We start from the raw sequence: 12,143 nt of genomic DNA, 5'->3' as shown, positions 1-12,143 counted from the left end.
AAAGGTGCCTCGATTGCGCCAGTCGCGAAAGCGTTGATAGACCGTCGACCAAGGGCCGAAACGCTCAGGCATATCGCGCCATGCGGCGCCTGAGCAGAGCACCCATAGGATGCCGTTGAGCATCAAGCGGTCGTCGTTTCTTGGGCGTCCCGTTTTCTGATCCTGGGTGATGAGATCTTCAATCATTTCCCAGGACGCATCGCTGAGTTCGTATCGCTTGGCCATCAGGGGCTCCTGCCGTTGATGGCGGCGATTTTACCCATTTCGATGTTTCAAGGGTTTTCGTACAGAACCTAGTGGCTATCGCTATTTAATAAACTGAGAGGCTCTATGCCATGACTAAAGTTTTCGTCGGTCGCAGGGGGGGAGAACATTCATATGTTTTACATCCCTGTCCGACACTGTCATGGCGAGCCCTCTCAGACAAAACGCGATTCACTTCTCGGGCAGGGCCCAGGCGATGATGCTGTCACCCAGCTTGGTTGGAATCCGGTCATGACCGCCGACCACGGCCACGACGTACTGTCGGCCTTGGCTCATGTAGGTCAAGGGTGAAGCCTGATTGCCTGCGGGGAGGCGTTCCTCCCACAGCAGCTCTCCACTTTCACTGTTATAAGCCCGCATGAAACGATCGATGGCGGCACCGATAAATGTCACGCCTCCGGCTGTCGTCACGCCCGTCGCATCGCTCGGCGTACCGATTTCGAAGCGCATCCGAGAGGCGATTCCCCAAGGCCCGCTGTCATACCCCGTACCGAATGGGCGGCTCCAGACGACATCGCGCGTGCGCAGGTCGATACCGGCAATGAAGCCCCAGGGTGGCGCAATGCACGGCTGGTCAAGGGAGGACATCCATGGATCTTTGATGGCGCCGTAAGGCAGCCCGGCCTGGACGCGGAAGCCTTGGCTGTTGCCCGGCGATTCCTGGAACGACTTGGCATTGAGGGCGTCGAGTTGTTCGCGGGGAACCAGCCCCTGCATATAAGGGAGCCGCTGGTTGTTGATGATCAGCAGGCCTCGCTTGAGGTCGACCATCACGCCTCCCCAGTTCAAACCGCCGTGATGGCCAGGGAAAATCAGGCTTTGCTGGCCTACGACCGGCGGGGTGAAGATCCCTTCGTAGCGTGCCTGGCGAAACTCGAGGCGACATTGCATCTGATCGAAAGGCGTCAGCCCCCAGGCATCGGCCTCGGTCAGTACTTCCGGGGTTTTCGATGGGCGCCCCATGGTGCTCGGCATATCGGGCGAAAGTGGCTGGGTGGCCGCGGTGTAGTCTCCGGGCGCGGTTCCCTGGGGCACGGGAGATTGCACGACATCCACCAGCGGTTCGCCGGTGGCGCGGTCAAGCACGAACAATTGGCCGGATTTGGTGGCTTGAATGACGGCCGGGCGTGGCCCCGTGGCGGTAGGGAAGTCAATCAGGCTGGGTTGAGGGCTCAGGTCGTAGTCCCACAGATCGTGGTGAACGGTCTGGAAATGCCATTTGACCTTGCCAGTGGCCGCATCCAGCGCGACCAGGGAGGAGCTGAACTTGTCCTCTTGTTCGGTGCGAGTACCGCCATAGAAGTCGCCGGCTGCGTTGCCGGTGGTGATATACACCAAGCCGAGTTCATCGTCGGCGGAAAGCGGTGCCCAGGAGTTGGGTGTGCTGAGGGTGTAGGTCTCGTCGTCGCGAGCGGGAGCATGGATGTCCGGGCGACCCAGGTCCCAGGCCCATTTCTGTTTGCCGGTGACAGCGTCGTAGCCGCGTACCACGCCCGAGGGGGCAGGGCGTACATCGGAGTCAAGGACTCGGCCTCCGGTGATCACCACTCCGCGAATGATGGTGGGGGCGGAGGTGATACCCGTCGAGCCTTTCCTGAAGGTACCCAGGCCGTCTTTCAAATCCGCAAAACCAGCGTTGCCGAAGTCGGGGCACGCCTGGCCCGTCAAGGCGTCTACCGCGCCCAGGCGAATATCGTTGGTGCCCCAGATGATGCGTGAGGCGCACAGGCCGCTGGCATTGGGCACTTCGAAATAGGAGACGCCACGGCAGTAGGCACCGCCATTGGCGAAGTAATCCGGGTCGACTTTGGAGTCGAACCGCCAGTTCTCCTTCCCGGTGGTGGCATCCAGGGAAATGATGATTTGCTTCGGGGTGCAGGTGTAGAGCGAGTTGCCCACCTTGATCGGCGTGGCCTCGTTCAGGTACTTGGTCTTTTCGCCGGGTTGCTTCACATCGCCGTGGTGGTACTCCCAGGCCTTCACCAGGCCCGACACATTCGAGGGGGTGATTTGCGATGCGGCGGAATAGTGGTTGCCCAGGTTGGAGCCTGCATAGGCGGTCCAGTTGGTCTCGTCGTGTGACGCGGCAATATTGCCGTCCGGTGAGGTCACCGTATTGCGACTGAAGGCTTGTCCGGGGCGCGTCGTGGCGAGCGTCGAGTCGGCAAGGTGAACGGTGTCCGGGAAGAACAGCGGCACCAGGATCGTGCCGCCCATGAGGATCGGCAACAGGCCCATGATGGTGAAGTAATGACTTCTGCTGACGTTGGCAAAGTCACGCCGCACCACCGGCCAGAAAGCCAGGAACGGAACGCTGAGAACGGCCAGCCAGGCCAGGCGTGGAATGAAGGCCCAGCCGTTGTACCCGGACTCCCAGATCGCCCAGGCGTAGGTGGCCAGAGCAGCTGCGCCATACAGGTAGAGGCCGAGGGGTTTTTTCAGGCCGATGAGGAGGGCCGATAGCAACAGGGCGGTGCCCATCATGGCGTAATAGGGTGATCCGCCAGCACTCACCAGGGCGCCGCCTTTATAGGCCAGTGTCACTCCAAGCAGGGCAACCAATACGGTGTACCCCCCGAACAGAAGGTTCGAGACTCCCGCCCCTCTACCCAACGTCCTTTCGTTCATTGCAATCATCCCTGTGTGATTCGATATGGCTACGTTTCCGAGCGGCGCGCATAATTGCTCATTGTGATAATGAAATACAATATGCGACGAAAAATTTAGCTGAATCGTCGGGATGAGCGATATTTTTGTATTTTGTATTGAGTTAAAACAATCGTGGTAAGCTGGCCGGCGGATGATTGGAGCGCTCCGACAAAGCCTCGATCAGTCATCGGGTGTCAGGGGTGCGCTCTATATCCCCTCATCTGGCATGACGTCCTGTTGAGTCTTGAGACGACCTACTTCGTCCAGATGCTTCCAGAGAAATTGCGCGGCTTCTTCGCGCCGATCAGATTCGATGAGGTCGAGCAAATGGATGTGTTCCTGGCATTGCGCCATAAGACGGGTGCGATCGACGTTGGCCTTGTAGCCGATGAAGCGCCTGAGCTGATTTTGCTGGCGTATGGCATCGATGAAAAAGACATTGCCGGAGCACTGCACGATCAGTTCGTGAAACTGGGCGCCCACCTGGAACAGCTGGGCACGGGACAAGGTCTGGATATCCCCGTCGAGCATGGCCTGCTGTTGTTGCCTGGCCTGGGCGAACGCGGCGTGATTGACCTGATAGCCAGGCTCGAGCAGGGCAGCCGGTTCGATGGCCATGCGAAAGCGGTAGCTCTGGATGTGCGCCTGGGCGTTATGCACGAAGTCCTTCAGACCCCATCCTTGCCCCGGCCTGCGTTCCACCATGGCTTCGCTGGCCAGCCTGTTCAAGACCTTGAGCAATTGCCCGCGCGGTACTTCGTAACGGCGCAGCAGCTGGGCTTCGAAAAAGTGCTCAGGTATCTCGCCACCCAGAATGTCGTCGACCACGCGAAGGTAAAAGTCTTCGAAAGGATCGCTGGCGAGCGGGAAGGTCGTTTCTTGAATCTGCCCGGCGTCTTGTTTCAGAAAGTAGCCTCGGTTGGGTTCCTGGATGGCGAGGTCCCATTCAGCGAGCAAGGCAAACACTCGCCGCACCGGCGAGCGCGAAACTCCCAGCGCTTGGGCAAACGTCTGCTCGCGCAACGGCTCACCGGCTTTCATCGAGCGCGCGCGAATCATCTCGATAACGCGGGGGGCCAACTGCAAGGCGAGGTCTTTCTTGATCACAGGCTCTCTCTCGGATGATTGATGTCAGTCCGTTTGCGCTGGGGCGGGTGCCCCCACCGGACTGGAGTTGGAAAATACCATACGAAGGTGTGGGGATCTGCACAAAGCGCACTGGCGGATGGGGCGAACAACCTGGTCGAGGTACATGAGCATGAAGGCTCCACGTATTTTCCTGATCCACGCGACTGCACTGGCGATCGATCCGATCGCGACGGCCTTTGCCCGGCATTGGCCCCAGGCACAGGTGATCAATCTGCTCGAAGACTCGTTGTCCCGGGACCGCGTGGAAGAGGGCGAATTGACCGCGAGCATGAAGGCGCGCTTTCTGACGCTGTCCCATTACGCCGTACAAAGCGCAGCGGACGCGATCCTGTTTACCTGCTCGGCTTTTGGCGATGCCATCGACCTGTGCAAGCCCGAGATTGCCATTCCACTACTCAAGCCGAACGAAGCCATGATCAACCTGGCTCTCACGCAAGCATCGCGTATTGCGGTGCTGGCGACGTTCGAGCCGACCATCCCCTCGATCATGGCCGAGTTCAGGCAAGCGGCTGAGCGCAGTGGCCGAGCGCCGGAGGTGGTGCCCTATTTTGTTCCAGGGGCAATGCAGGCGTTGAGTGAAGGGGACAAGGAAGGTCACGATAGCGCCATTGCACAAATGGCCGCTCAGGTCGACGCCTGCGACCTGATCTGTTTCGCCCAGTTTTCAATGACCAGTGCCGCAGGGCAGGCACAGGCCCGCTCGGGTCTGCCGGTACTGACCACGCCCGACAGTGCAGTGCTGGAGATGCGCAGGATGCTCCAGGCTGATGATTTCATTTCTTCCCAGGACGGATGTTTACCCCATGCTCAAGTTTAATGCTCATCTCGGTTTCCAATTCAATGAATGGCCTTTTCTGCAGCGCATCGAGGCCGCCGCCGCGGCGGGGTTTCGGGCGGTGGAGTTTCCGTCGCCCTATGAGTTCGATGCCAGTCTCTTGGCCGACCACTTGGCTCAGCACAGCCTGTCGCTGATTCAGTTCGCCGCACCGGCTGGGGTGACCAAAGGCATTGCTGCCTTGCAGGGCAAGGAAGAAGAATTTCGCGACGGCTTACGCCAGGCTGTGAGCTACGCCAAGGCGTTGGCTTGTTCGGATGTCCACATCATGTCAGGAGTGACGACACAGGATGAGGCGGCGCTTACCTTCGGGAGCAACCTGGAGTACGCAGTCAAATACTTCGAAGACCAGGGGGTACGGCCGCTTATCGAAGTGATCAGTGCGCAGGCGATGCCGGACTACTACATGTCTGACTTCAACAAGGCGCAGCAGGTGCTGGAGAGCTTTCCGAGTGTCGGGCTGATTCTCGATCTTTACCATGCCCAGCTTCTGACCGGAGATGCAGCCGAGGTTCTGGCCCGGTTTTATGACAGGACCGTCCATGTGCAAATCGCCGACTGCCCGGGCCGTCACGAGCCGGGAACGGGGAGCATGGATTTTGCTGTCTTGTTCGCGGCGCTGGAGCAGCGTGGCTACCCAGGATGGATCGGCTGTGAATACCGCCCCTCCGGCGCGACTGTCGCGAGCCTTGACTGGATCAAGCAGCTAAGTGCCTAGGTTCTGTACGAAACCCTTTGAAAAGCTGCATGGGTAGAATCGCCGCCATCAAAGGCAGAAGCCCCCGATGGCCGAGCGACACGAACCCAGCGAAGCGTCCTGGAAAATGAAATATCGAAGGCCAATCGCATCCAGCTCTACGTGGCGGAGCATCGCTTGATTTACGAAGCGATCGTCTCTGGCGACGAAGAGGCTGCGGCTTTCTACGTTGAAAACCACCTCAAGCGGGTGCAGCGCGGTATCAATACCCGCGAGTGACAGGCGGCTGATCGCAATCAGCCGCTTGCGCACGGAAGCACCCCCTCCCGCCTACCCGATATCCGCGAATGCACCGCTGGTCATCGCAAGATCGGCCGGCCAATTCAGTAACTAGACTCATCGGGATACCCCGGCGCGGCGTGCACTGCAGCTGTCGCTACCGACAATCGGATTCTTCTGTGCGAAGCAGGTGTGCGGCGAACCTTGTCATGTGCCTGGAAAGCCTGTCCCGGCCTCTCGCGGCGCCCCTGCGGCAGCCACCTTCCAACCGCCCACTATGGCGCTAAAAGCCCGTGCCAGAGCTCTCCGGCCTCCAAGCCAAGGGGCTCTTGCGCGTGCTCGCGCGCCGGGCCGTTGCCGGGGGCATGCCGGTTGTCCGGGGCGAACCGGCCAATGGCTGCGCGCAGCTGTCTGGCGTGATCTAAGCTCCACAAAGGCTGGCCTTTCGAGCAGAGGTTTCAATGCAAAGCACACCTGAAAACAGTCTGAAAAATGCGTTGAAGGTCTGTAGAGACAGCTTTGTTTTCGTCGGCTTTTTCAGTTTCTTCATCAATGCGCTGATGCTGGTCCCGACCTTCTACATGCTCCAGGTGTATGGGCGGGTGATGACCAGCGGCAGCCTGACCACCCTGGCCATGTTGACGTTGATCATGACCCTGCTGGTGATCACCCTCGGCTCCCTGGAATGGGTTCGTTCGCGCATCATGGTCCGGGTCAGTACCCGGCTGGATGTGCTGCTCAGTCGCCAGGTCTACAAGGCCAGTTTCAAACGGGCCCTGGACAGCGGCGGCATGGATGCCTCGGCCCAGTCGCTCAACGACCTGACGGGCTTGCGCCAGTTTCTTTCCAGCAGCGGTCTGTTCGCCTTTTTCGACGCGCCCTGGTTGCCGATCTATATCGCCGTGATGTTCCTGTTCCACCCCTGGTTCGGCTGGGTCGCGACGGGCAGCGCGCTGCTGTTGATAGTGCTCGCCTTCGTCAACGAGAAGCTCACGGGGCCGGTACTGGCCCAGGCCAACAGGGAACATATCGGCGCGACCCTCCATACCACCAAGAACCTGCGCAACGCCGAAGTCATCGAGTCCATGGGCATGCTGGACACCCTGATGGATCGCTGGGGACGCCGGCAGAGAAGCGTTCTGCTGCTGCAGTCCCTGGCGAGCGACCGGGGCGGCGTTGTCACCACGCTTTCGCGGACTTTCCGCCTGCTGGTGCAATCGCTGGTGCTGGGCCTGGGGGCCTACCTGGCGGTGGACCATCAGGTGGGGGCCGGCCTGGTGTTCGCCGGGGCCGTGCTGCTGGGCCGGGCACTGGCGCCCATCGACCTGATGATCGGCAGCTGGAAAGGCTTTATCGCCGCCCGTTCGCAGTACAACCGCCTGAACGACATCCTCGGCAAACAGCAGGCGCAACCCGAGCGTCTGTCCTTGCCGGCGCCTGAGGGCCAGGTGCAGGTCGAGAACCTGATTGTCACGGCACCTGGCTCGAGCACTCCAATCCTCAAGAACATCAGCTTCAGCGTACCGGCCGGTTGCGTGGTGGGCATCATCGGCCCGAGCGCCTCGGGCAAGTCGACCCTGGCCCGGGCGCTGATCGGCGTCTGGCCGCCGCAGCATGGGGTGGTCCGGCTGGATGGCGCGGACATCAGCACCTGGGACAAGCATGAGCTTGGCCCGTATATCGGTTACCTGCCCCAGGACATCGAATTGTTCGAGGGCAGCATCGGCGAGAACATCGCCCGCTTCGCCGAGATCGATTCGGCGAAGGTCATCCAGGCCGCCAGGATAGCTGGCGTCCACGAAATGATCCTGCTGTTGCCCGATGGCTACGACACCGTCATCGGCAGCGAGGGCTTCATGCTCTCGGCAGGGCAGCGCCAGCGCATCGGGCTGGCCCGTGCGCTGTACGGCAACCCGCGGCTGATCATTCTCGACGAACCCAATTCCAATCTCGACGAAGTCGGTGATCGCGCCCTGGCGGCCGCCATCGGGCAGATCAAGCACACCGGCGCGACCCTGTTCGTGATTACCCACCGCACCAATATCGTGTCGCAACTCGACCGGTTGCTGGTGATGAAAGCCGGGATGGTCGGCCTCTACGGGCCGCGCGAGGAAGTGCTGGCCGAACTCAGCGGGCAGCAACCGCCGGTACCGAAACACGCCGGGCCAGTACCGGTGGCTACCAATGTGGCGTCGATCGATGCCCGCAAGGACGATGGCGGTGAATCCTATGCCTAGTCGTCAAATCGAGAGCTTTTCCGACCTGCCGGTATCCGATCGCAAGGCCCACCGCCTGGGCATGGGCATTGTCGGCGTGACCTTCGGCCTGTTCGGCACCTGGGCGGCACTCGCGCCCCTGGATGGTGCCGCTTACGCGCCGGGGGTGGTCACCGTGCAGGCGTACCGCAAGACGGTCCAGCACCTGGAAGGCGGCATCGTCAAGTCGGTGCTGGCCCATGATGGTGACATCGTCAAGCGTGATGACCCGCTGATCATTCTGGACGATGCCCAGTTGCGCTCCGAATACGAGGCGACCCAAAGCCAGCTGATTGCGGCCAGGGCCATGGAGTCCAGGTTGATTGCCGAGCGCGATGGCTTGCCGGCGATCGACTTCGGGCCGGCGATCGATCCCGCCAGTGTGCGGGGAGAGGAAGCGCGCCAGGGCGAGACCCAGGTGTTCAACGCGCGGCGCGGCTCGCGGCTGGGCCAGATATCGGTGCTGCGCGAGCGTATCGGCCAATTGCACCAGCAGATCAAGGGCCTGGAGTCGATGATCGCGGTCAAGGTGCAACTCGAGAAATCCTACAGCGGTGAAATCGGCGATTTGTCCGACATGCTCAAGCAGGGGTTCGTCGACAAGCAACGCCTGCTCGAGCAGGACCGCAAGCTGGGGATGCTCAGGTCGGAGGTGGCCGACCATCGCTCCACCATCGACAGGACGCACCTGCAGATCAACGAAACCCAGCTGCAGATCCTCCAGGTCGATAAGGATTTCAACTCCGACGTGGCCAAGCAGCTGGCCGAGGTACAGACCAAGATCTTCGACCTGCAAGAGAAGACCTCGGCCCTGGAAGACCGCCTCAGCCGCATTGTCATCCGCGCCCCCGACGCGGGCATGGTGATTGGCATGACGGTGCACACCATTGGCGGTGTCGTGCGTTCGGCGACGCCCTTGCTGGACATCGTGCCCTCGGTGTCCGAACTGGTCATCGAGGCCCAGGTGGCGCCGGTGGACATCGATCGTGTCGCCATCGGCAAGCGCGCCGATATCCGTTTTGGCGCGTTCAAGAGCTCGACCACGCCGGTGATCGAAGGCGAGGTCAGCAGCGTCTCGGCCGACCGCCTGACCAACGAAAAGACCGGGGCTGGCTATTACCTGGCGCGGGTCCGGGTCACCGAGCACGGCGTGCGTACCTTGGGGGAGCGCAAGTTATTGCCGGGGATGCCGGCAGATGTGTTGATCGTCACCGGGCAGCGCACGCTGTTGCAGTACTTGATGCAGCCAGCCCGGGATGTGATGTCTCAATCAATGATCGAGGAGTGACTGTGGGAGCGTCGTCAGTTCTGCTAGGGAGTGCATTCATGCTTGCAGCGGGGGCCGCCTTGGCGCAAACCGCTGCAGGAACGTCAACCGGGGTCAGCGCCTCGACCTATTCCACCGACCTCATGCAGTTGTATCGCGAGGCACGGCTGGAAGATCCACAGGTCCTGGCTTCTTATGCGCAAGCGCAGGCCGGCAAGGAGCATCAACGCGAGGCCCTGGGGTCGCTGTTGCCGCAACTGTCGCTGAATGCCGGGGCGAATCGGATCCACCAGGAAAACGACCTGATACAGGAGCGCAGTTTCGATAGCGAAAGCTACAGCCTGGTGCTGCGCCAGTACCTCTACAACAAGGCTGCGTGGGAGAACTACCAGAAGTTCAAGAGCCTGGCCAAGCAGTCCGAGTCCGAAGCGCTGGATACCCAGGCCGAGGCCGCGGTGGAACTGGCGCGGCGTTACTTCACCGCGCTGGCGGCCGAAGATGAGCTGGAGCTGGTGCGGGCCGAGCGGCGAACCACGCAAAAGAGCCTGGACCGGGTCAATGCGCTGTACGCAAAACAGATGGCATTGATTACCGACCAGCTCGACCTCAAGGCCCGCGTGGACCTGCTCGCGGCCCAGGAACTGGATGCCCGCAACCAGGCCCGCATCAGCCGCGAGGCGCTGGCGGAACTCGTCGGCCGGCCGGTCAAGGAGAAGCTCAACCGGATTCGCGATGGCGCGCAACTGCGGGTTTCGGCGCAGAGCCTGGAGTCCTGGGTGCGCGATGGCATGGAGCTGAACCCGACCCTCAAGGCCAGCGAAAGCGGCGCCGAAGCCGCGAACGCAGCGTTGCGCAGTGGCAAGGGCGGGCACTATCCGACGGTGAGCCTGAACCTCAGCGCGCAACAGACCAACGAGGGCTACAACAATACCCTGGCGCCCCGCACCGACAGCTATGTCGCCGGCATCGGCGTCCAGGTGCCGCTGTACAGCGGCGGCTCGACCTCGGCGCGGGTCCGTGGGCTCTACCAGGACCAGCTGGTCGCCGAGCAGCAGCTGGAAGCGATCCGGCGCCGGGTGGTCAAGGAGATCACCAGCGCCTACCTGACCGCCAATTCGAACGGCGAGAAGATCGACGCCAGTCGTTCGGCCCTGGCCTCGGCCCAGCTGTCCCGGGTGGCGGCGGAGAAGGGGCTGAGCTACGGCATGGTCAATGCCGTCGATGTACTGACCAGCGTGCGCAACGAGTTCCGTGCCCGGCGCGACCTGCTCAAGACGCAGTACGAGTTCCTCAGCAATGTCTTCACCCTCAATCGTTGGGCGGGCAAACCGCCGGTGGAAAGTATCGAGAATGTGAATGCCTGGTTGAGTCCCGGTAGCGCCAGCCAGGCCATGGGCGGTGGCGTCGAGGACCAGGAGTAACGGTCGCCTGGCGATTCGACTGTCGCGCTCTGCAGCCCCGGAGCCGGCGTCGAGCCGCTGGTTTCATGGCACGGCCGGCTTCGTCGGTAAATTGACGTTCTTGTTCAGCACTGATTTATTCGCGCGCCACTCGTCTGTTAATTGACGAGCCTGGTTGGATCCGAGTCTGCCCGCAGGTGCCCACAGCGCGCCTAAGACTTTGATTTGCGGGGGGCAGGGCGCCTTGGGGGAGCATCGATCACGCGACCCACATCCGGCTTGAGTCGAAGACCGACGGATGGGTTGGCAGGCAGCACAGTGGGCTGGCCTAGACTCAATTGAGGGCTCGCGGATGCCCTGCAGCACATGCAAACTATTGATAGTTATTCTTATTTGTGCAGTTTCAATAGCTTTGCCCGGCTTCGGGAAACCTCCGCAACATCTGCCTGTACCCCGGGTCGCCAAGATCCGGGAAGGCACTTTCAGAGCCTGTCGGCGCTCGCATCCGTCCTTCAAGAGCGAGTGGCCGATCAAGGAAGGCCAACGCGTATGAAGGTCATCGTTTTTCAAGGGGAGGCAGCAAGATCATGCCAGACCAGAAAAAAACGATACGCGTGATGCTGATCGATTGCCGTCCCCTCGTTCTTATGGGGCTTCATGACTTGATCAATGCGAGGAAGCCCCGGATGGAGGTGAGTGGCCAGGCCACCACCTACACCAATGCGCTGGACCTTGCCGATCAGCTGCGTCCCAACGTGATTTTTTTCAGTTTCTTTCCGGATGCGCTGAACCCCCTGGAGGTCGTCGCGGGGCTGACCCGCAGCCCGGAAATGAAACTGCTGGTGCTCAAGGGCCTGTACGAGTCCGTTCCGGTTGCCCAGGCGATCGAGGCGGGCGCGCGCGGCATCGTGCTGGCGGAAGACCCGACGGACTCGATCGTCCGGGCCATCATCAAGGTCCACGATTACGATGTCGGACTGGACCGAGCCTGGTCCGGTGGGCTTTCCGGCTATGCCGCGACCCGGCATGTACCCGTGCGATGCAACCTGGAGCAGGCCAAGCAGGCGCGGCTGACGCTGCGCGAGCGGGAGCTGATTCGCGCCATCGTCGGCGACCCGTCCGCCAAATACATGAGCATCGCCGAGCGCCTGGGCATCAGTGAGCACACCGTGCACAACCACCTCAGCAACATTTATCAGAAGCTCAACCTGATCAACCGCATCGACTTGCTGATGTACGCGCTCAAGCACGGGCTCACCGACAACGAAGAACCGCCCGACTCCACGTGGGTGGAACTGAAATGAGCTGATCAAGACAAGCCAGCCCTGTGGCTGCCCTTGTCGCTGTC

At 61.2% G+C, this 12,143-nt stretch carries 10 protein-coding genes; 7 read left to right on the top strand and 3 right to left on the bottom strand.

Annotation, left to right across the window (positions count from 1 at the left end; translation table 11 throughout):
- The 3 genes from CRO75_RS18445 to CRO75_RS18435 form a co-directional block, all read right to left on the bottom strand.
- The coding region (locus tag CRO75_RS18445; RefSeq protein ID WP_143503953.1) for a transposase at positions 1 to 225 on the bottom strand (225 nt) is incomplete at its 3' end.
- A 210-nt stretch (positions 226 to 435) separates the two neighbouring features.
- Positions 436 to 2,892 carry a membrane-bound PQQ-dependent dehydrogenase, glucose/quinate/shikimate family gene (locus tag CRO75_RS18440; protein ID WP_097137358.1) on the bottom strand — a complete coding sequence of 819 codons (2,457 nt, stop codon included), beginning with the start codon at positions 2,890 to 2,892 and terminating at the stop codon, positions 436 to 438.
- A gap of 228 nt (positions 2,893 to 3,120) precedes the next feature.
- Positions 3,121 to 4,020, bottom strand: coding sequence for a GntR family transcriptional regulator (locus tag CRO75_RS18435; RefSeq protein WP_009044321.1), 900 nt, complete (start codon positions 4,018 to 4,020; stop codon positions 3,121 to 3,123).
- A gap of 151 nt (positions 4,021 to 4,171) precedes the next feature.
- Between CRO75_RS18435 and CRO75_RS18430 the strand changes: the two genes are divergently transcribed.
- The 7 genes from CRO75_RS18430 (at position 4,172) to CRO75_RS18400 (ending at position 12,099) form a co-directional block, all read left to right on the top strand.
- Positions 4,172 to 4,879 carry an arylsulfatase gene (locus CRO75_RS18430; protein WP_092420908.1) on the top strand — a complete coding sequence of 236 codons (708 nt, stop codon included), beginning with the start codon at positions 4,172 to 4,174 and terminating at the stop codon, positions 4,877 to 4,879.
- Positions 4,866 to 5,615, top strand: coding sequence for a TIM barrel protein (locus CRO75_RS18425; RefSeq protein ID WP_097137356.1), 750 nt, complete (start codon positions 4,866 to 4,868; stop codon positions 5,613 to 5,615). The genes CRO75_RS18430 and CRO75_RS18425 overlap by 14 nt, the downstream gene beginning before the upstream one ends.
- A 141-nt stretch (positions 5,616 to 5,756) precedes the next feature.
- A complete protein-coding gene (locus tag CRO75_RS18420; RefSeq protein ID WP_110402611.1) occupies positions 5,757 to 5,873 on the top strand; it encodes a hypothetical protein in 117 nt (38 codons plus the stop codon).
- 461 nt (positions 5,874 to 6,334) lie between these two features.
- Positions 6,335 to 8,110, top strand: a complete 1,776-nt coding sequence (locus CRO75_RS18415; protein ID WP_097137354.1) for a type I secretion system permease/ATPase — start codon at positions 6,335 to 6,337, stop codon at positions 8,108 to 8,110.
- A complete protein-coding gene (locus CRO75_RS18410; RefSeq protein ID WP_097137352.1) occupies positions 8,103 to 9,416 on the top strand; it encodes an HlyD family type I secretion periplasmic adaptor subunit in 1,314 nt (437 codons plus the stop codon). Before CRO75_RS18415 ends, CRO75_RS18410 begins: the two co-directional genes overlap by 8 nt.
- A 2-nt stretch (positions 9,417 to 9,418) precedes the next feature.
- Positions 9,419 to 10,816, top strand: a complete 1,398-nt coding sequence (locus CRO75_RS18405) for a TolC family outer membrane protein (protein WP_177409764.1) — start codon at positions 9,419 to 9,421, stop codon at positions 10,814 to 10,816.
- Between the two features lie 566 nt (positions 10,817 to 11,382).
- Positions 11,383 to 12,099 carry a response regulator transcription factor gene (locus CRO75_RS18400; protein ID WP_097137348.1) on the top strand — a complete coding sequence of 239 codons (717 nt, stop codon included), beginning with the start codon at positions 11,383 to 11,385 and terminating at the stop codon, positions 12,097 to 12,099.
- Positions 12,100 to 12,143 lie beyond the last annotated feature (44 nt).

Origin of the sequence: Pseudomonas sp. LAMO17WK12:I10, assembly GCF_900215185.1 — a bacterium.
GTDB classification, from domain to species: domain Bacteria; phylum Pseudomonadota; class Gammaproteobacteria; order Pseudomonadales; family Pseudomonadaceae; genus Aquipseudomonas; species Aquipseudomonas chlororaphis.
Note: the sequence above shows the minus strand (reverse complement) of the source record. Positions and strands in the feature narration are given on the sequence as shown.